The 18,863-nt window shown below is 55.7% G+C and carries 19 protein-coding genes and 1 other annotated feature; of the genes, 8 read left to right on the top strand and 11 right to left on the bottom strand.

What is annotated here, in order from left to right; translation table 11 throughout:
* Positions 1 to 47: 47 nt before the first annotated feature.
* The 8 genes from yedF to trpL form a co-directional block, all read right to left on the bottom strand.
* Entirely contained in the window at positions 48 to 281 is a 234-nt protein-coding gene (gene yedF / locus AC4IC4_RS12920) for a sulfurtransferase-like selenium metabolism protein YedF (RefSeq protein ID WP_003856774.1), read from the bottom strand.
* On the bottom strand, positions 278 to 1,489 hold the full coding sequence (yedE, locus tag AC4IC4_RS12915; RefSeq protein ID WP_491471267.1) for a selenium metabolism membrane protein YedE/FdhT: 1,212 nt from the start codon (positions 1,487 to 1,489) through the stop codon (positions 278 to 280). Before yedE ends, yedF begins: the two co-directional genes overlap by 4 nt.
* 181 nt (positions 1,490 to 1,670) lie before the next feature.
* Entirely contained in the window at positions 1,671 to 2,480 is an 810-nt protein-coding gene (gene trpA / locus AC4IC4_RS12910; RefSeq protein WP_491471266.1) for a tryptophan synthase subunit alpha, read from the bottom strand.
* Positions 2,480 to 3,673 (bottom strand): tryptophan synthase subunit beta, encoded by a 1,194-nt coding sequence (trpB, locus tag AC4IC4_RS12905; RefSeq protein WP_024907111.1) that lies wholly within the window; start codon positions 3,671 to 3,673, stop codon positions 2,480 to 2,482. The genes trpA and trpB overlap by 1 nt, the downstream gene beginning before the upstream one ends.
* A 10-nt stretch (positions 3,674 to 3,683) precedes the next feature.
* Positions 3,684 to 5,042, bottom strand: coding sequence for a bifunctional indole-3-glycerol-phosphate synthase TrpC/phosphoribosylanthranilate isomerase TrpF (gene trpCF, locus AC4IC4_RS12900; RefSeq protein WP_491471265.1), 1,359 nt, complete (start codon positions 5,040 to 5,042; stop codon positions 3,684 to 3,686).
* A gap of 3 nt (positions 5,043 to 5,045) precedes the next feature.
* Positions 5,046 to 6,641: a bifunctional anthranilate synthase glutamate amidotransferase component TrpG/anthranilate phosphoribosyltransferase TrpD gene (trpD, locus tag AC4IC4_RS12895; protein ID WP_032647582.1), complete on the bottom strand. Its 1,596-nt coding sequence runs from the start codon at positions 6,639 to 6,641 to the stop codon at positions 5,046 to 5,048.
* Positions 6,641 to 8,203 (bottom strand): anthranilate synthase component 1, encoded by a 1,563-nt coding sequence (locus tag AC4IC4_RS12890; RefSeq protein ID WP_048990764.1) that lies wholly within the window; start codon positions 8,201 to 8,203, stop codon positions 6,641 to 6,643. Before AC4IC4_RS12890 ends, trpD begins: the two co-directional genes overlap by 1 nt.
* Positions 8,204 to 8,228: 25 nt before the next feature.
* Positions 8,229 to 8,322 (bottom strand) — a sequence feature (Trp leader region).
* Positions 8,299 to 8,343 carry a trp operon leader peptide gene (trpL, locus tag AC4IC4_RS12885; protein ID WP_106993556.1) on the bottom strand — a complete coding sequence of 15 codons (45 nt, stop codon included), beginning with the start codon at positions 8,341 to 8,343 and terminating at the stop codon, positions 8,299 to 8,301. It overlaps the preceding feature by 24 nt.
* A 139-nt stretch (positions 8,344 to 8,482) precedes the next feature.
* Between trpL and rnm the strand changes: the two genes are divergently transcribed.
* The 3 genes from rnm to rluB all read left to right on the top strand — a co-directional run bounded on the left by rnm (position 8,483) and on the right by rluB (position 10,953).
* Positions 8,483 to 9,364 (top strand): RNase RNM, encoded by an 882-nt coding sequence (gene rnm, locus AC4IC4_RS12880; protein WP_491471264.1) that lies wholly within the window; start codon positions 8,483 to 8,485, stop codon positions 9,362 to 9,364.
* On the top strand, positions 9,361 to 9,981 hold the full coding sequence (locus AC4IC4_RS12875) for an L-threonylcarbamoyladenylate synthase (protein ID WP_003856793.1): 621 nt from the start codon (positions 9,361 to 9,363) through the stop codon (positions 9,979 to 9,981). The genes rnm and AC4IC4_RS12875 overlap by 4 nt, the downstream gene beginning before the upstream one ends.
* A 96-nt stretch (positions 9,982 to 10,077) precedes the next feature.
* On the top strand, positions 10,078 to 10,953 hold the full coding sequence (gene rluB / locus AC4IC4_RS12870) for a 23S rRNA pseudouridine(2605) synthase RluB (protein ID WP_023312076.1): 876 nt from the start codon (positions 10,078 to 10,080) through the stop codon (positions 10,951 to 10,953).
* Between the two features lie 35 nt (positions 10,954 to 10,988).
* On the opposite strand, the gene cobO is transcribed toward rluB, so the two are convergent.
* Complete coding sequence (gene cobO / locus AC4IC4_RS12865) at positions 10,989 to 11,579, bottom strand: cob(I)yrinic acid a,c-diamide adenosyltransferase (protein WP_024907116.1); 591 nt, start codon at positions 11,577 to 11,579, stop codon at positions 10,989 to 10,991.
* Complete coding sequence (locus AC4IC4_RS12860) at positions 11,576 to 12,337, bottom strand: YciK family oxidoreductase (protein WP_024907117.1); 762 nt, start codon at positions 12,335 to 12,337, stop codon at positions 11,576 to 11,578. Before AC4IC4_RS12860 ends, cobO begins: the two co-directional genes overlap by 4 nt.
* 251 nt (positions 12,338 to 12,588) lie before the next feature.
* Here AC4IC4_RS12860 and sohB point away from each other — a divergent pair, with 251 nt between their 5' ends.
* Positions 12,589 to 13,635: a protease SohB gene (sohB, locus tag AC4IC4_RS12855; RefSeq protein WP_032647576.1), complete on the top strand. Its 1,047-nt coding sequence runs from the start codon at positions 12,589 to 12,591 to the stop codon at positions 13,633 to 13,635.
* A 34-nt stretch (positions 13,636 to 13,669) separates the two neighbouring features.
* On the opposite strand, the gene AC4IC4_RS12850 is transcribed toward sohB, so the two are convergent.
* Positions 13,670 to 13,921, bottom strand: a complete 252-nt coding sequence (locus AC4IC4_RS12850; protein WP_023312072.1) for a YciN family protein — start codon at positions 13,919 to 13,921, stop codon at positions 13,670 to 13,672.
* Positions 13,922 to 14,320: 399 nt separating this feature from the next.
* On the opposite strand from AC4IC4_RS12850, the gene topA reads away from it, so the two are divergent.
* From topA to AC4IC4_RS12830, 4 genes are all read left to right on the top strand, one after another.
* Positions 14,321 to 16,918 (top strand): type I DNA topoisomerase, encoded by a 2,598-nt coding sequence (gene topA / locus AC4IC4_RS12845; protein WP_024907119.1) that lies wholly within the window; start codon positions 14,321 to 14,323, stop codon positions 16,916 to 16,918.
* Positions 16,919 to 17,105: 187 nt separating this feature from the next.
* The gene (gene cysB, locus AC4IC4_RS12840; RefSeq protein ID WP_024907120.1) at positions 17,106 to 18,080 is read left to right on the top strand and encodes an HTH-type transcriptional regulator CysB; all 975 of its coding nucleotides are present in this window, start codon (positions 17,106 to 17,108) and stop codon (positions 18,078 to 18,080) included.
* 338 nt (positions 18,081 to 18,418) lie between these two features.
* Positions 18,419 to 18,559, top strand: a complete 141-nt coding sequence (locus AC4IC4_RS12835) for a YmiA family putative membrane protein (protein WP_213327741.1) — start codon at positions 18,419 to 18,421, stop codon at positions 18,557 to 18,559.
* A gap of 2 nt (positions 18,560 to 18,561) precedes the next feature.
* Positions 18,562 to 18,732 (top strand): YciX family protein, encoded by a 171-nt coding sequence (locus AC4IC4_RS12830; protein ID WP_021240301.1) that lies wholly within the window; start codon positions 18,562 to 18,564, stop codon positions 18,730 to 18,732.
* The last annotated feature ends 131 nt before the right edge of the window (positions 18,733 to 18,863 follow it).

The raw sequence follows: 18,863 nt of genomic DNA, 5'->3' as shown, positions 1-18,863 counted from the left end.
GCCTTATAATTCAATACGATAAAGGCCCCTTACGAGGCCCTTAGCGATCATTTTTGAATCAGATAGCGAATGGTGGGTCCATCCTGCTGGATATCCAGCACCGTATAACCGTGGTTTTTCGCATCCAGCGGTATGTTGTTGATGGACTGCGGGCAGTCGCTGACCACCTCCAGAATTTCACCTTTCTTAAGCTGCGGTAGTGCTTCAAGCGTAGCAACCGCCGGATAAGGACAGGGCTCACCGACCATATCCAGACGATAATCAGGCACGATCTCTTTCATGCGGCGTTCTCCTGCGTTTCTGTTTTAACGCTCGCACGGCGGAAGAAGCGTTTCTCCTGTGCGACGACCAGTAAAAAAGCGACCAGCAGCAGGGCGTAGGTGACCAACAGGCCCCCTAGAGGCCCGAAGGTATTCAGCAGGTTGACCTTGTCCCAGCTGGTGGCCAGGACGGGAGACAAGTCATCCCAGTAATACGCCAGGATCGTAGAACCTATCACATTTCCAAGACCCACCCACCAGTAGTGAACCTGACCTTCGACGGCGCGATACATCCAGCCGGTTTCACACCCGCCAGCCAGCACGATCCCGAAGCCGAACAGCAGGCCGCCAATGACCGCGTTAGGACCGGCCCACATGATTTTTGGTTCGACGCCCAGTTGAACATAGCTGAAGATGCCGATGGCGCTGACCGCCATCCCGGCGATAATCGCCTTCCCCATCATCGTGCGCCCGGTGATCCACATATCGCGAAACGCGGAGGTGAAGCAGATCTGCGCGCGTTCAATGAGCAGACCAAAACCCACACCGAACAGCATCGCCAGACCGAGTTTGGGCTGGTTCAGAGCGGTGCAGAGCGCCCATGCGATCATGGCGAAAAAGACCAGCATTCCGAGGCGGAAACGGTGGCGTGCCTGAGAGGGCTTCTGGGTTAACGGAGACGCTGCGCTGACTTTTACCATTTTCACTGGAATGCGAAACAGCGGCAGTAGAGTGAATTTTGCGCCAAAGTAAGAGCCAATGGCCGTGGCGACAGCAAAGAACCAGGCGTGAAGAGAAAACTGAGGGATCCCGGTAAAGAAGGCGGCAAGGTTGCACCCCATCGCCAGGCGCGCGCCGAATCCAGCAATTATGCCGCCGATAATCGCCTGCAGAATGCGGATCCGGCTTTTGGGCATACGCAACTTAACGTTGTTTGCCCACAGAGCGGCAGCGAAGCAGCCGCCGAACATGCCGATGATCATCATCCCGTCGATGCGGGTGAGCGGCGTACCGTCCAGATGAATGAGTTTAAAGTATCCCCACTCTTCGGCGTGCACGCCAGCGAGTTGCAGCAGTTGGCCACCCCAGCGGGTGAACTCGCCGGTAACGGCCCAGAAGGTACCGGTAATGCCAAAATAATAAGTAGAGAGAATGCCTGCCGCGATAACGGCCGGAACGGGTGACCAGAACTTAACCAGGTAAGCCTGTTTGAAGGATTGCCATGACATGAATAAGCCTCTGAACTCAGAAGGATTAAAGATAAAAAAGAGTCCAGATCATACGCTTACATGACGGTTTGAAAAGCCATTCACACCGAAAATATCGAAAGGATCAATTTTAACGTCATCCTTTGTTGATGGCCGGGAAGAGAGGGTAACCGTCTGGCAGGGATGCCAGACGGTGGAGGGGTCAGGCTTTACGCGTCGCCGCCTTCATGGCGGTCACAAACGCCTTCAGCTCGGCCAGCATCTGCTCTGGCTTGTCCACGTTCTTTTCGATGATCTTCACAATCGCAGAGCCGGAGATGGCACCTGCTGCTTTAGCCTCAATCGCTGCGGTGACCTGATCCGGGGATGAAATCCCGAAACCCTGCAGCGGAGGCGCGGCATGGTACTCGGCCAGCTTCTCCACCAGGTGATGCAGCGGCAGCGCGGCTTTATTCTCGGCACCGGTCACGCCTGCGCGGGAGAGCAGGTAGGTATACCCGCGTCCGTAAGAGGCTATCTGGCGCAGCAGTTCGTCATCAGCGTTCGGTGGACAGATGAAAATCGGGGCGACGTTATGGCGCATTGCCGCCTGACGGAACGGCGCAGACTCCTCAACCGGCACGTCGGCCACCAGAACGGAGTCGACGCCCACGTGCGCGCACTCGGCGTAAAATTCATCGATACCGCGGTTGAATACCAGGTTGGCGTACATCAGCAGGCCAATCGGGATAGTGGGGTGCTTCTGACGGATCGCCGCCAGCATCTCGAAGCACTGGGTCGGCGTGACGCCCGAGGCAAACGCGCGCAGCGTCGCATTCTGAATGGTCGGGCCATCCGCCAGCGGGTCAGAGAACGGGATCCCCAGCTCCAGCGCATCGGCACCGGCTTCAATCAGGGTGTCGATGATCTTCAGCGACTGTTCAGGGCCAGGGTCGCCAAGGGTGACGAAGGGAACGAACGCGCCTTCCTGGCGGGATTTCAGTTCTGCAAATACGTTATCGTAGCGTTCCATCAGATTTCCCCTCGTGCTTTCAGAATATCGTGAACGGTGAAGATATCTTTGTCACCGCGACCGGAAAGGTTCACCACCAGCAGCTGTTCTTTTTCCGGATTGTCTTTCATCATTTTCAGCGCATGGGCCAGAGCGTGTGAAGACTCCAGCGCCGGGATGATCCCTTCGCTGCGGCACAGCGTTTTAAACGCCTCCAGCGCTTCGTCATCGGTAATGGAGACATAGTCCGCACGACCGGTGCTGTTCAGATAGGCGTGCTGCGGTCCTACGGACGGGAAATCGAGGCCGGCAGAAATAGAGTAAGACTCTTCAATCTGGCCTTCATCGGTCTGCATCATCGGGGATTTCATGCCGAAGTAGATCCCCACGCGGCCATGCTTCAGCGGTGCGCCGTGTTCACCCGATTCAATGCCGTGACCCGCAGGCTCGACGCCAATCAGACCCACGCTGGTGTCGTCGATAAAGTCTGCGAACATGCCGATGGCGTTAGATCCGCCGCCGACGCAGGCGATTACCGCATCCGGTAGGCGACCCTCTTTTTCGAGGATCTGCGCTTTGGTCTCTTCCCCGATCATGCGCTGGAATTCACGCACGATGGTCGGGAACGGGTGCGGGCCCGCCGCGGTACCGAGCATATAGTGCGCGGTTTCGTAGCTGCCAGACCAGTCGCGCAGCGCTTCGTTACAGGCATCCTTCAGCGTCGCGGAGCCGCTGTGCACCGGTATCACTTCCGCACCCATCAGACGCATACGGAAAACGTTCGGAGACTGACGCTCAACGTCTTTCGCCCCCATATAGATGCGGCATTTCAGGCCGAGCAGGGCGCTGGCGAGCGCCGAGGCCACGCCGTGCTGGCCTGCGCCGGTTTCGGCGATGATTTCGGTTTTACCCATACGCTTCGCGAGCAGCGCCTGGCCCAGCACCTGGTTAGTCTTATGTGCGCCGCCGTGCAGCAGGTCTTCACGCTTCAGATACAGCGTGGTTTTCGTGCCTTCCGTCAGGTTACGGCATTTGGTCAGGGCCGTTGGGCGGCCTGCATAGTTTTTCAGCAGGTCGGTAAATTCCGCCTGAAACGCCGGATCCTTCTGCGCACTCACAAACGCTTCTTCCAGCTGGCGCAGCGCGGGCATCAGGATTTGCGGGACGTACATCCCGCCGAACTCACCAAAATACGGGTTAAGTAATGTCGTCATCTTCTCTTCCTTAATATGCACGCAGAGTTTTAAAAACCGAGGCCAGTTTGCTGGCATCTTTAATACCCGGCTGGGACTCTACGCCTGAATTGAAATCGAGGCCTGCGCAGCCGGTTTTCGCGGCTTCTACACAGTTGTCCGGGCTTAATCCGCCCGCCAGCAGAACGTTGTCCAGCTTTTCGCCGTTCAGCAGAGACCAGTCAAAACGCTGGCCGGTTCCGCCCTGGCCGTTATCGAGGACGTATTTATCCACGTGGTTCAGGTTACGCGGGGGCAACGTATCGTCAACGCGTTGCGCTTTCCAGATCTGTACCTGCGGTGCCAGCGTGGCGCGCAGGGCATCGATATAGGCCTGATCTTCTTCGCCGTGGAGCTGCACCGCGCTCAGGGATAACGCGTCGGCTTTTTCAACCACCTCTGCGATGTCTGCGTTGCGGAACACGCCAACATAGCTGAGCGGAGCCGCGGCGATGACCTTACGCGCTTGCTCTTCGCTGACCGAGCGAGGAGAGGAATCCACAAAAATCAGCCCGCCATAAATCGCTCCGGCTTCATACGCGGCCTGGGCGTCCTGTTCGCGGGTTAAGCCGCAGACTTTGTTTTCACCCAGCAGCACGCGACGTACTGCCGCATTGAGATCGTCATGTTCCATCATGGCGGAGCCAATCAGGAAACCGTTGGCGAAGTGGCTCAGCTCGCGCACCTGGGCGTAGCTGTTAATGCCGGATTCGCTGATCACCGTGACGCCAGCGCCCAGACGCGGTGCCAGCTGGCGCGTGCGGTTCAGGTCAATGGACAGGTCACGCAGATCGCGGTTGTTAATGCCAACCACTTTGGCTTCCAGCGCAATCGCGCGTTCCAGCTCTTCTTCATTACTCACTTCGGTCAGCACGCCCATGTTCAGGCTGTGCGCCACGGCGGAAAGCTGGCGATACTGCTCGTCGTTAAGTACCGAGAGCATCAGCAGGCAGGCGTCGGCCTGGTAAAAGCGCGCCAGCCAGATCTGATACGGGTCAATGATAAAGTCTTTGCACAGGATCGGCTGCGGCGCGATGCCGCTGACGATCGGCAGAAAATCGAAGCTGCCCTGGAAATATTTCTCATCCGTCAGCACGGAGATGGCTGACGCATGATGCTTATAAATGCCGGCAATACGTGCCGGGTCGAAATCGTCACGAATAACGCCTTTTGACGGGGAGGCTTTTTTGCACTCAAGAATAAACGCGGTGCGCGCACCCTGCAGGGCATCATAGAAACGACGTTGGCTTGGTACGACGTCATTCTGGAAACTGGCAAGCGGCTGCTGTTGCTTGCGGGCTTCCACCCAGATGGCCTTATCGGCAACGATTTTCGCTAAAACGGTCTGCATTCTTTACCCTCTTGCCGCAAGTGCGGTAACGCGATCGTAAGCTGCACCGGAGCGCAGTACATCCAGAACTTTTTGAACGTTGGCCTTCAGGTCTTCCTCGCCGTGCAAACGCATCAGCATGGCGACGTTGGCAGCAACGGCGGCCTCATGAGCGACCTCTCCCTTACCTTGTAATAAGCGCGTCAGAATGTCACGGTTTTCTTCCGGCGTACCGCCGGCCAGCGCTTCCTGGTGATACGGGGTTAAACCAAAGTCAGCGGCTTCCAGCTGGTAGCTCAGGATTTCGCCGTCGCGCAGTTCGGCTACCAGCGTCGGCGCATGCAGTGACACTTCGTCCATTCCACCGCTGTGCACCACGGCGGCACGCTGGTAGCCCAGCACGCGCAGCGTCTCGGCAATCGGCAGTACCAGTTCCGGACTGTAGACACCGATCAGCGCCAGCGGCGGGTGCGCCGGGTTGATCAGCGGGCCGAGCACGTTAAACAGCGTGCGGGTTTTAAGCTGCTGACGAACAGGCATCGCGTGGCGGAAACCGGTGTGATACTTCGGCGCAAACAGGAAGCAGACGCCCAGGTCATCCAGCGCTTCACGGGAACGCTCGGCGTTCATATCGAGATTAATACCGAATGCGGCGAGCAAATCGGAAGAACCAGACCGGCTGGAAACGCTGCGGTTACCGTGTTTCGCGACCTTTAAACCACACGCCGCCGCCACGAAGGCGCTGGCAGTGGAGATATTGATGCTGTTACTGCCGTCTCCCCCGGTGCCAACAATATCGGCAAACTGATAGTCCGGGCGCGGGAACGGGGCGGCATTTTCCAGCAGGGCCGTAGCGGCACCGGCGATCTCCTGCGGGCTTTCGCCGCGGACTTTCATGCTCACCAGCGCGGCCGCCAGCTGCTCAGGCTTCAGCTCGCCGCGAACCACGGCGGAGAAGAGCTGGTGGCTCTCCTGTTGGCTCAGGGTCTGCGCCTGGTACAGTTTTTCCAGAATCGGCTGCAGGGTATTGGTCTGCTCCAGCTTCTGTAACGCCCAGTCGAGCGTCTGCTCCAGCAGGCGGGCGCCGTGGGAGGTCAGGATCGATTCCGGGTGGAACTGCAGGCCGCAGACGCGATCCGCATCGTGACGTACCGCCATCACCATCCCTTCAAACGAGGCGTTGATCGTCAGCCCGGCGGGAATGTTGCTGCCAACCAGCGAGTGATAGCGCGCGACCGGGAGCGGGTTCGGCAGCCCGGCAAACATTGCCTGGCCGTCATGTTCAATGCTGGACGCTTTACCGTGCAGGATCTCACCCGCCTGGCCGACGTAGCCGCCGTAGGCTTCAACGATCGCCTGATGGCCGAGGCAGATGCCGATAATCGGCAGCTTGCCGCGCATGCGGGTCAGCAGCTCCGGCATACAGCCTGCTTCGCTCGGTGCGCCTGGCCCGGGGGAGAGCATCAGCACCGGGTTTTGCATGGTTGCCAGACGGTCAATCAGGGTCTGCGCCGGGACGTGGTTGCGGTAGATAACAACGTTGTGGCCATTCGCACGCAGCTGATCTGCCAGGTTATAGGTAAAGGAGTCGATATTATCGAGCAGCAGAATGTCAGCCATCAGAAAATCTCCTGTGCATGGTGTGCGGTAGCAATGGCGCGAAGGACCGCACGGGCTTTGCTGCGCGTTTCGTCAGCTTCAGACTGCGGAACAGAATCAAGAACAATTCCGGCACCCGCCTGGACGGTGGCAATACCGTCTTCGACATAGGCGGAGCGGATCACGATGCAGGTATCGAGGTCACCATGGGCGGTGAAGTAACCCACCGCGCCGCCGTAGCTGCCGCGACGACGCCCTTCGGCGGCGGCAATCAGCTGCATGGCGCGCACTTTCGGCGCACCGCTCAGGGTGCCCATGTTCATGCAGGCGCGATAGGCGTGCAGCACGTCGAGGTCGTGGCGCAGCTCGCCCACTACGCGAGAGACCAGGTGCATCACGAACGAATAGCGGTCGACTTTAGTCAGGTCCGCCACGTAGCGGCTGCCCGGGGTACAAATACGGGCCAGATCGTTACGCGCCAGATCGACCAGCATCAGGTGCTCGGAGAGCTCTTTATGATCGGTACGCATTTCCAGTTCGATACGGCTGTCCAAATCGCGATCCAGAGAGCCATCGGCGCGACGTCCGCGCGGACGGGTCCCGGCAATCGGGTAGATCTCAATCTGACGGCTGGTGGCGTCGTACTTCAGCGAGCTTTCCGGCGAGGCGCCGAACAGCGTGAAGTCGTTGTCCTGCATAAAGAACATGTACGGGCTCGGGTTGCTTTTTTTCAGCACGTCGTAGGCTGCGAGCGGCGACGGGCAGGGCAGTGAGAAGCGACGGGACGGTACCACCTGGAAAATTTCCCCGGCGCGAATCGCCTTTTGCATCTGACGAACCACGGCGCCGTACTGATCGTCGGTCTGGTTCACATCGCAGGTCATTTTTTCCACGCGCTGCACCGGAAGTGCAGGGGGCGCTTCCGTCATCTGCTGCTGGAGCTGCGCGATGCGGTGCTCAAGACGGTTTTTCTCAGCTGTCGAAGGCGTGAACAGGCTGGCCTGGATACGGGTGTATTGTTTCTGATGGTCGATCACCAGCAGGGTTTCAGCCAGATAGAAACAATAGTCCGGGCAGCGATTACCCTGCTCGGTTTCCGGCAAATCTTCAAATCCGGCGACCAGGTCATAGGCAAACAGCCCACCAAAGAACATCGCCTCACGCTCGTCTTCCGGCACGGTAACCAGGTTCTGCAGCAGGCGGAAGGCATCGAAAACGGACAGGGAGCAGAGGCGCGCGTCTTCGTCCAGCAGTTGGCTCACCGGCGGGAAATGCAGAATGCGCATTTCTGGATGACGTTCGTTTTCAATGCCTGAAGGCAGGGCTGCATCCAGCAGCGGCAGCAGCGATGCGCCGTTGTCTGATAGCGCCTTAATTGTGACGGTGTCACCTAAAGCGGTAATGCGCAGCGCGCTGTCGACCAGCAGCAGGCTCTTGAGATCGTCTTTGCTGTCGATGTCTGCAGATTCCAGCAGCAGCGTTGCCGGGCGAGCCCCGCACACCTGATGAAACAGCGCGGTCGGGTTGTGGCGATAGGCCGCCTCGCAGGTCAGCAATTCGAGATGGGGTTTGGCTGTTTGCATGTTGGTGTTCTCATTTATTCTGTTCAAAAAAAAGCCCGCTGGGTAGCGGGCGGGTATCTGTTTGCATTTCGCAGACGCGTGACACTGCCCGATGATCAGGAAGTACGCCACCAACCGTGCAGAGTGAAATGTGCTGTCATTTTCAGATACCTTTCTCGTGTGAACTTGCGTACTAGTTAACTAGTTCGATGGCGTGTTGTCAACCCTTGATTTCAGAATTTCGCGTGAAGTCGGTATCATGGGGTTTTCGGATGTCTCCAACCTGTTATGGGAAGTGCTTTGAGCGATACCACCTACGCCATTATTTATGATTTACACAGCCATACTCAGGCCTCTGATGGCCTGCTGACACCCGAAGCCCTGGTTCATCGTGCCGTTGAAATGCGCGTCGGTACGCTGGCGATAACCGATCACGATACGACAGATGCCATTCCGGCGGCGCGTGCTGAGATCGCCCGCAGCGGGCTGGCGCTGAATCTGGTGTCCGGCGTTGAGATTTCGACCGTCTGGGAAAACCATGAGATTCATATCGTTGGCCTGAACATCGATATAGACCATCCGGCACTTATTGCCTTTTTGCAAGAACAAAAAACGCGCCGCAACCAGCGCGCAGAGATGATCGGCGAGCGTCTGGAAAAGGCGCATATTCCGGGTGCGCTGGAAGGTGCGCAAAAGCTGGCGAACGGCGGGGCAGTCACCCGCGGTCATTTCGCCCGTTTTCTGGTAGTAGCAGGCAAAGCGACGACCATGGCGGATGTTTTTAAAAAGTATCTGGCACGCGGGAAAACCGGATACGTTCCGCCACAGTGGTGTACAATAAAACAAGCTATTGATGTGATTCATCATTCTGGCGGTAAGGCCGTGCTGGCCCATCCGGGGCGGTATAATCTTTCTGCTAAATGGCTGAAAAGACTGCTGGCGCACTTTGCCGAATGCGGTGGCGAGGCGATGGAAGTCGCCCAGTGTCAGCAGGCGCCCAACGAGCGCGCGCAGCTCGCGACCTATGCCCGCCAGTTCGGCCTGCTTGGGTCACAGGGGTCTGATTTCCATCAGCCCTGCGCCTGGATTGAACTGGGGCGCAAGCTCTGGCTGCCCGCTGGCGTTGAGCCGGTCTGGCAGCTCTGGGAACAGCCGCAGCAAATTGAAGAGAGGGAAGTATGAGTCAGTTTTTCTATATCCATCCGGATAACCCGCAGCCACGTCTGATCAACCAGGCCGTGGAGATCGTCCGCAAAGGCGGCGTGATTGTCTACCCGACCGATTCAGGCTACGCGCTGGGCTGCAAAATTGAAGATAAAGGGGCGATGGAACGCATTTGTCGTATTCGCCAGTTGCCGGACGGCCATAACTTTACCCTGATGTGCCGCGATCTCTCTGAGCTGTCGACCTATGCGTATGTCGATAACGTGGCGTTTCGCCTGATTAAGAACAACACGCCGGGCAACTACACCTTCATCCTGAAAGGGACGAAAGAGGTGCCGCGCCGCCTGCTGCAGGAAAAGCGTAAGACTATCGGCATGCGCGTGCCGTCGAACCCGATTGCGCAGGCGCTGCTGGAAACCCTCGGCGAACCGATGCTGTCTACCTCGCTGATGCTGCCGGGAAGTGAATTTACCGAGTCCGATCCGGAAGAGATCAAAGATCGTCTGGAGAAGGTGGTCGAGCTGATTATTCACGGCGGCTATCTCGGCCAGCAGCCGACCACCGTGGTCGACTTAACCGAAGATGCACCGGAAGTGATTCGTGAAGGCGTGGGTGATGTAAAGCCTTTCTTGTAAAGGTATAAGCAGATATACTACGCGGCCATCAAAGCAGGGCTCAGCCCTCTTTTGACCTGATTCGACGCCTGTGAAGGCGACACCTGAGGAAGCTCAATGAGCGAGAAGTTACAGAAAGTGCTGGCGCGTGCCGGCCACGGCTCACGCCGTGAAATCGAAGCCATTATTGAAGCGGGTCGCGTGAGTGTGGACGGTAAAATCGCCACGCTGGGTGACCGCGTTGAAATCGTACCGGGGCTGAAGATCCGCATCGACGGTCATCTTATCTCCGTGAAAGAGTCCGCTGAACAAATCTGTCGCGTGCTGGCTTACTACAAGCCGGAAGGCGAGCTGTGCACCCGCAACGACCCGGAAGGTCGTCCGACGGTGTTTGACCGTCTGCCTAAACTGCGCGGCGCTCGCTGGATTGCCGTTGGTCGTCTGGACGTGAACACCTGCGGTCTGCTGCTGTTTACCACCGATGGTGAACTGGCAAACCGTCTGATGCACCCAAGCCGTGAAGTAGAACGTGAATACGCGGTGCGCGTATTTGGCCAGGTTGATGAGAATAAACTGCGCGATCTGTCGCGTGGCGTTCAGCTGGAAGACGGTCCTGCGGCGTTCAAAACCATCAAATTTACCGGTGGGGAAGGCATCAACCAGTGGTACAACGTGACCCTGACCGAAGGCCGCAACCGTGAGGTGCGTCGTCTCTGGGAAGCGGTAGGCGTACAGGTTAGCCGTCTTATCCGTGTCCGTTACGGCGATATCCTGCTGCCGAAAGGTCTGCCACGCGGTGGTTATACCGAACTGGATCTGACCCAAACCAACTACCTGCGCGAGCTGGTCGGCCTGACGCCGGAAACCACCTCAAAAGTGGCGGTGGAAAAAGATCGTCGTCGCATGAAGGCGAATCAGATCCGTCGCGCGGTGAAGCGCCACAGCCAGGTGAGCAGCAGTCGCCGCTCCGGCAGCCGTAATAACAACGGTTAATGTAAAAGCCCGGTGAACGCACCGGGCTTTTTTCTTTAGTAATCAACGCCAATTTGCGCTTTGATGCCCGCATCAAACGCATGTTTGACCGGACGCAGCTCGCTGACGGTATCGGCCATCTCCAGAATATCCCGATGACATCCGCGCCCCGTGACGATAACCGTCTGGTGTACAGGACGGTTCTTCAGAGCATCCAGTACGGCTTCCAGCGGCAGGTAGTCGTAGGCGACCATATAGGTTATCTCATCCAGCAGAACCATATTCAGCGAGGGATCGGCCAGCATTCTCTTTGCATGCTCCCAGACGGCGAGACAGGCGGCGGTATCCGTTTCCCGGTTCTGGGTATTCCACGTAAACCCGGTTGCCATTACCTGAAACTCGACGCCGTGAGGCTCCAGCAAATTCCGCTCGCCGTTGGGCCATGTGCCTTTAATAAACTGGATCACGCCCACTTTTTGCCCGTGTCCAACGGCGCGTGTCGCCGTACCGAATGCGGCGGTGGTTTTCCCCTTGCCATTGCCGGTAAAGACAATGACGATCCCACGCTCGTCCTGTGCCGCCGCGACGCGCGCATCGACCTGTTCTTTCAGACGCTGCTGGCGCTGCTGATGACGTTCTTCACTCATTGCGAAATTCCTGGTTTACGGCCTGGCTGGGCGTCAAAGGTCATCCCGGTTTTGCGGCGGCTGTCGTCGCCCATCAGCCAGAGATAGAGCGGCATAATGTCTGCCGGGGTTTTCAGCTTCTGCGGATCTTCGCTCGGGAACGCACTGGCGCGCATTTTGGTGCGCGTACCGCCCGGGTTAATGCAGTTTACGCGCAGATGGCGGCTCTGGTACTCCTCCGCCAGCACCTGCATCATGCCTTCGGTCGCGAATTTTGATACGGCATAGGCTCCCCAGTTTGCGCGTCCCTCACGGCCAACGCTGGAGGAGGTGAACACCAGTGAACCTGAATCCGATTTGAGTAATAAAGGAAGCAGTGCCTGGGTCAGGAAAAACGTCCCGTTGACGTTGACCTGCATCACCTGCTGCCAGATATCAGGATCCTGTTCATCCATCGGACGCACTTCGCCTAACAAACCGGCGTTATGCAGTACGCCGTCGAGTCTCGGATAGTGGGCGCTGATGCGCCGGGCTAATTCCTGGCATACTTCGGGCGTACAGGTCAGTAAATCGAGTGTATACCACGGGGCCGGTGTGCCACATACAGCCTCAATCTCCTGAGCGACGTTTTTCAGTTTTTCTTCGTTGCGCCCGATCAGAATGACGTTCGCGCCGTAATCGGCGTAGGTCAGGGCCGCCTCGCGGCCAATCCCGTCGCTGGCACCGGTGACAAGAATAATCCGGTTTTGCAGCAGATTTTTTTGCGGTTGATAATGCACGGTGACTCCTCAGGCGACCGGCGATGCAATGGCGCCTTTATGATGACTTTTCGGCTTTATGCCCGAATTAGCCTAATAATTCAATCAGTCTACAGGACGCATTACTGTAAAATTAACAATTTGCAAATATTTAAACGCCAGTGCGGGGATTCCTGAAGGCGGCTCGCAGAGGTAATGTCACGAGCGAGACGCATGGGCAGGGCTGATGTACACTGCCGTGAAAGATTCGTGGTTAAATCAAGGTGGAACGCGTGGAATTACTTTCTCAATATGGGTTGTTTTTGGCCAAAATCGCGACGGTGGTGATTGCCATTGCGGTGGTTGCCGTTCTGATTGTCAACCTGACGCAGCGCAAGCGTCAGCGAGGGGAGTTACGCATCACCCGCCTGAGTGAGCAGTATAAAGAGATGCAGGAAGAGATGTCTCTGGCGCTGCTTGATAGTCATCAACAGAAACTCTGGCTGAAAGCGCAGAAGAAAAAGCATAAACAGGAAGCCAAAGCGGCAAAGGCAAAAGCGAAGCTCAATGCGCCGCAGGATAAGGCCACGCCGCGTGTCTATGTGCTCGATTTTAAAGGCAGTATGGATGCGCATGAGGTTTCCTCTCTGCGGGAGGAAGTGACTGCCGTTCTGGCCGTGGCGACACCGCAGGATCAGGTTGTCGTGCGTCTTGAAAGCCCGGGCGGGGTGGTTCACGGTTACGGACTGGCCGCCTCACAGCTGCAGCGCCTGCGTGAAAAACAGATCCCGCTGACCGTGGCCGTGGATAAAGTGGCGGCCAGCGGAGGCTACATGATGGCCTGCGTGGCGGACAAAATTGTGGCCGCACCGTTCTCTATCATTGGCTCGATCGGCGTGGTTGCGCAAATTCCGAACTTTAACCGCTTCCTGAAAAATAAAGAGATTGATATCGAACTTCACACGGCGGGTCAGTATAAACGTACCCTGACGCTGCTGGGGGAAAATACGGAAGAAGGGCGTCAAAAGTTCCGTGAAGATCTCAACGAAACGCATCACCTCTTTAAAGACTTTGTGCATCGTATGCGCCCGACGCTCGATATTGAACAAGTTGCGACAGGCGAGCACTGGTACGGCGTCCAGGCGCAGGAGAAAGGGCTGGTGGATGAAGTCGGAACCAGCGACGATCTGCTGCTCAACCTGATGGAGGGCCGGGAACTGGTGGGCGTGCGCTTTACCCAGCGTAAGCGACTTCTTGACCGCTTTACCAACAGTGCGGCAGAAAGCGCGGACCGCCTGCTGCTGCGCTGGCTACAGCGCGGACAAAAGCCGCTGCTGTAAACAAAAACGCGAGGCACATGCCTCGCGTTTTGCGTTAATCGACCAGGTGATATTTCTCGGAAAGCGTATGCGCCAGGTATTTAAACATGTTAAACACGGCGGTGCTTTTCGGGGTCGGCAACCCCTGTTCGTCAAGGAAGTATTCGCCGCTGAAAATCAGCACGCCATTACGCTGCTCTACGCCGGTGGCTTCAATACCCGCCAGCGTATCTTCGTGGTCACGGATAAGCTTGTTTGCTTCGATAAGCAGAGAGGCTCGGTCAATAGGTTGGGTCGTATTCTGCATAATCCACTCCTTAAACAGTGACAATAGTCTACGCCGAGGGCGCTTTGGGGGCAAATTTTCCCTGTAATGTGAGGGGATAAGGTAGAGGAGCCTGGCTGGCGGGATTTGCTTTTGCATGCTAATAAAGTTGCGTAACGAATTTTATCAGGTAGAGTGTGCGCTTTCGTCATTCTGGCAACAGAATTGCTTGACATTCAACCGGGAATTCGTCACGAATTACACGAGATGTGAGAAAAATACCCGAGAACTCAATCACCTGGGCGTCTTTTCTTTAACGCCCGGTAAGACAAAGGGGTTGATATCTCCTGACGCAGTCGCAATATCATGGGCTCGTCGTCAGCGGAAGGGAAATCAACGTGCGGCGTATTCCTGGAAGAATTAAATTAGGTAAAGGTGAATATGGGTAAAGCTCTCGTCATCGTTGAGTCCCCGGCAAAAGCCAAAACGATCAATAAGTATCTGGGTAATGACTACGTGGTTAAGTCCAGCGTGGGTCATATCCGCGATTTGCCGACCAGTGGCTCAGCCAGCAAAAAGAGCGCAGACTCTACCTCCACCAAAGGGGCTAAAAAGCCTAAAAAGGATGAACGTAGCGCGCTTGTCAACCGCATGGGTGTTAACCCATGGCATAACTGGGACGCACAATATGAAGTGCTGCCCGGGAAAGAAAAAGTCGTTAACGAGCTGAAGCAGCTGGCTGAAAAAGCAGACCACATCTATCTCGCAACCGACCTTGACCGCGAAGGGGAAGCCATTGCGTGGCACCTGCGGGAAGTGATTGGTGGTGATGACAAACGCTACAGTCGTGTAGTGTTTAACGAAATTACGAAGAATGCGATTCGTCAGGCGTTTGAGAAGCCGGGCGAACTGAATATTGACCGTGTAAACGCACAGCAGGCACGTCGCTTTATGGACCGCGTTGTGGGCTACATGGTTTCTCCACTGCTGTGGAAGAAGATTGCCCGTGGCCTGTCAGCAGGGCGTGTGCAATCCGTCGCCGTGCGTCTGGTCGTTGAGCGTGAGCGCGAGATTAAAGCCTTCGTGCCGGAAGAGTTCTGGGAAGTTGACGCCAATGTGACCACGCCGGGCGGTGACGCTCTGCCGCTGCAGGTCAGCCATCAGAACGATAAGCCTTTCCGTCCAGAAAACCGCGACCAGACCATGGCCGCCGTAGCGCTGCTGGAAAAAGCACGCTACCAGGTGCTGGAACGTGAAGACAAACCGACCAGCAGCAAGCCGGGTGCGCCGTTTATTACCTCAACGCTGCAACAGGCTGCAAGCACGCGTCTGGGTTACGGCGTGAAGAAGACCATGATGATGGCTCAGCGCCTGTATGAAGCGGGCTACATCACCTACATGCGTACCGACTCAACCAACCTGAGCCAGGACGCGGTCAACATGGTGCGCGGCTACATCAGCGACAACTTCGGTAAGAAATACCTGCCGGAAAGCGCTAACCAGTTCGCCAGCAAAGAGAACTCTCAGGAAGCACACGAAGCGATTCGTCCTTCTGATGTCTCTGTGTTAGCGGAATCACTGAAAGACATGGAAGCCGACGCGCAGAAGCTGTATCAGCTGATCTGGCGCCAGTTCGTGGCGTGCCAGATGACCCCGGCACAGTATGACTCCACCACGCTGACCGTTGGTGCGGGTGATTTCCGTCTCAAAGCGCGTGGCCGTATCCTGCGTTTCGACGGCTGGACGAAAGTGATGCCTGCGCTGCGTAAAGGTGATGAAGACCGAACGCTGCCGGCAGTGAACAAAGGGGATGAGCTCTCGCTGGTTGATCTCGTGCCAGCCCAGCACTTCACCAAGCCGCCTGCGCGCTTCAGTGAAGCGTCCCTGGTGAAAGAGCTGGAAAAACGCGGTATTGGCCGTCCGTCGACCTATGCGTCCATCATCTCTACGATTCAGGACCGTGGTTACGTACGCGCTGAAAACCGTCGTTTCTATGCGGAAAAAATGGGTGAGATCGTCACCGATCGTCTCGAAGCTAACTTCCGCGAGTTGATGAACTACGATTTTACCGCGCAAATGGAAGACAGCCTCGACCAGGTTGCCAGCCATCAGGCGGAATGGAAAAAGGTCCTCGACAGCTTCTTCAGCGACTTTACCGACCAGCTTGAGAAAGCGGAGAAGGATCCTGAAGAGGGTGGCATGCTGCCTAACCAGATGGTTCTGACCAGCATCGACTGCCCAACCTGTGGTCGCAAGATGGGGATCCGTACTGCCACGACGGGCGTGTTCCTTGGCTGCTCCGGCTACGCGCTGTCGCCAAAAGAGCGCTGCAAAACCACCATCAACCTGGTGCCTGAGAACGAAGTTCTCAACGTGCTGGAAGGTGACGATGCGGAAACTAACGCTCTGCGTGCCAAACGCCGCTGCAAAAAATGCGGCACGGCAATGGACAGCTACCTGATCGATCCAAAACGTAAGCTGCACGTCTGCGGTAATAACCCAACGTGTGACGGGTATGAGATCGAAGAGGGCGAGTTCCGCATTAAAGGCTATGACGGCCCGATTGTAGAGTGCGAGAAGTGTGGCTCTGAAATGCACCTGAAAATGGGGCGTTTCGGTAAGTACATGGCCTGTACCAACGACGAGTGTAAAAACACGCGTAAAATTCTGCGTAATGGTGAAGTGGCTCCGCCGAAGGAAGATCCGGTTCCGCTGCCAGAACTGCCGTGCGAGAAATCTGACGCGTACTTTGTGCTGCGTGACGGCGCTGCGGGTGTCTTCCTGGCCGCCAACACCTTCCCGAAATCGCGTGAAACGCGCGCGCCGCTGGTGGAAGAGCTGCATCGCTTCCGCGATCGTCTGCCTGAGAAACTGCGTTATCTGGCCGATGCGCCACAGCAGGATCCGGAAGGCAACAAAACCGTGGTACGGTTTAGCCGTAAAACCAAGCAGCAGTATGTTGCGGCCGAGAAAGAGGGTAAAGCGACCGGATGGTCAGCTTTCTTTGTCGATGGCAAATGGGTTGAAGGCAAGAAATAATCTTCCCTTACCGTAACTTACCTTTAAAAGGGCCGGATTTCCGGCCCTTTTTTATTGCCTTGTTATTATTTTTTGTTCCGTACTATACAGTCAGGCTATAAATGATATAGTGGTTATAGTTAACCTGTTTCTTATTATTAAATCGTCTTAAGCGATTGACCGCATGCGCTAAATCGGATGGTCTGGCATGAAATTACAGCAGCTTCGTTATATCGTTGAGGTGGTGAATCATAACCTTAACGTCTCTTCTACCGCCGAGGGGTTGTATACCTCGCAACCGGGCATCAGCAAACAAGTTCGTATGCTGGAGGATGAGTTAGGTATCCAGATATTTGCCCGCAGCGGTAAGCATCTCACTCAAGTGACGCCTGCGGGTCAGGAAATCATCCGCATTGCGCGGGAAGTCCTCTCTAAAGTCGATGCGATTAAGTCAGTGGCAGGGGAACACACCTGGCCGGATAAAGGTTCGCTGTATATTGCCACGACACATACCCAGGCGCGCTATGCGCTTCCCGGTGTCATCAAAGGCTTTATCGAGCGTTATCCCCGCGTCTCTTTGCATATGCACCAGGGCTCGCCAACGCAAATTGCAGAAGCCGTTTCCAAGGGTAATGCAGACTTTGCCATCGCCACCGAAGCGCTTCACCTCTATGACGATCTGGTCATGCTTCCATGCTATCATTGGAACCGTTCTATCGTGGTGACCCCGGATCACCCCCTGGCGGGTAAAGGCTCGGTCTCTATCGAAGAGCTGGCGCAGTATCCATTGGTGACGTATACGTTTGGCTTTACCGGTCGCTCCGAGCTTGATACGGCCTTTAACCGGGCAGGGCTAACGCCGCGCATTGTCTTTACCGCGACGGATGCAGACGTGATTAAGACCTATGTGCGGCTTGGTCTGGGGGTGGGCGTCATTGCCAGCATGGCGGTGGATCCGGTGTCAGACCCTGACCTGGTGCGTCTTGATGCGCACGATGTTTTCAGTCATAGCACTACAAAGATTGGATTCCGTCGCAGCACCTTCCTGCGCAGCTATATGTATGATTTTATTCAGCGCTTTGCCCCTCATTTAACGCGTGATGTGGTTGATACCGCCGTTGCATTACGCTCAAATGAAGATATTGAAGAGATGTTTAAAGACATCAAACTCCCCGAAAAATAATCACACCCGGTATCTTTCCCTCAGGGAAAGATACCGAAATAACGCCTCAAAGCTAAATTAGAATTATCATCATCTACGTATCCCCTGTCATACAATGTCATTATCCATTTAATCCGTAAGGTTATAATGTCGTGAATTGGCGACAAAAGTAGAAACTAATTTACGCCTTCGCAAATTTTTCTTTTCAATTATTTATTTCTGGTCAAAAGATTGAATATTTCATACCTCCTAGTGCGTAAATTCACTGGCTTTTCGGCTAAAGTTTCTTTAGGATTTATCTCAACAGATGATTAATTGTACCAATTGTTTGGTCCTAAATGATAAGCGATGTCGATTGTATGAGGTTAGCAATGCCTTCAGGAAGTGAAGAACCGCAAAGGGATCCTGCGCTCAAGCGTAAAGCCTGGCTGGCGGTCTTTCTCGTCTCTACCCTGTTTTGGGTGGTGGTTGCTCTCCTGGCCTGGAAATATTGGGGTTAAATATGGCAGTGACGGTACGTACAGCTTCGGTAAAACAGATGTGTCAGCATCGTGACAATGGCCACAGAGGGCGTAAAGCACCTGCGACTGTTGTACCCGCGTCCTGGAAACTGACGCCGCAGCAGCAAGCGTTTATTGATGTGTTCGCAGAAGACGAACCCAAAAAACAATAATTTAGTTAATTGCGTAATGATGCAAATAGTCTGAATATCGACTCTGCACTTTTGTACTCTTTAATAAATACACATCAGCAATATAGCACTGAGGTCAAACCTCGGAACGTTTTATAAATAATGCCTGGTGT

Source organism: Enterobacter sp. Taxon_2 (genome assembly GCF_058355295.1).
Note: the sequence above shows the minus strand (reverse complement) of the source record. Positions and strands in the feature narration are given on the sequence as shown.

Bases quoted from the DNA above. Each gene is read 5' to 3' on its own strand.
- yedE (WP_491471267.1), bottom strand. From the start codon at position 1,489: ATGTCATGGCAATCCTTCAAACAGGCTTACCTGGTTAAGTTCTGGTCA.
- yedF (WP_003856774.1), bottom strand. From the start codon at position 281: ATGAAAGAGATCGTGCCTGATTATCGTCTGGATATGGTCGGTGAGCCC.
- trpCF (WP_491471265.1), bottom strand. From the start codon at position 5,042: ATGCAGACCGTTTTAGCGAAAATCGTTGCCGATAAGGCCATCTGGGTG.
- trpA (WP_491471266.1), bottom strand. From the start codon at position 2,480: ATGGAACGCTACGATAACGTATTTGCAGAACTGAAATCCCGCCAGGAA.
- trpD (WP_032647582.1), bottom strand. From the start codon at position 6,641: ATGGCTGACATTCTGCTGCTCGATAATATCGACTCCTTTACCTATAAC.
- rluB (WP_023312076.1), top strand. From the start codon at position 10,078: ATGAGCGAGAAGTTACAGAAAGTGCTGGCGCGTGCCGGCCACGGCTCA.
- AC4IC4_RS12835 (WP_213327741.1), top strand. From the start codon at position 18,419: ATGAGGTTAGCAATGCCTTCAGGAAGTGAAGAACCGCAAAGGGATCCT.
- AC4IC4_RS12890 (WP_048990764.1), bottom strand. From the start codon at position 8,203: ATGCAAACAGCCAAACCCCATCTCGAATTGCTGACCTGCGAGGCGGCC.
- AC4IC4_RS12830 (WP_021240301.1), top strand. From the start codon at position 18,562: ATGGCAGTGACGGTACGTACAGCTTCGGTAAAACAGATGTGTCAGCAT.
- cysB (WP_024907120.1), top strand. From the start codon at position 17,106: ATGAAATTACAGCAGCTTCGTTATATCGTTGAGGTGGTGAATCATAAC.
- cobO (WP_024907116.1), bottom strand. From the start codon at position 11,579: ATGAGTGAAGAACGTCATCAGCAGCGCCAGCAGCGTCTGAAAGAACAG.
- AC4IC4_RS12875 (WP_003856793.1), top strand. From the start codon at position 9,361: ATGAGTCAGTTTTTCTATATCCATCCGGATAACCCGCAGCCACGTCTG.
- AC4IC4_RS12850 (WP_023312072.1), bottom strand. From the start codon at position 13,921: ATGCAGAATACGACCCAACCTATTGACCGAGCCTCTCTGCTTATCGAA.
- trpB (WP_024907111.1), bottom strand. From the start codon at position 3,673: ATGACGACATTACTTAACCCGTATTTTGGTGAGTTCGGCGGGATGTAC.
- topA (WP_024907119.1), top strand. From the start codon at position 14,321: ATGGGTAAAGCTCTCGTCATCGTTGAGTCCCCGGCAAAAGCCAAAACG.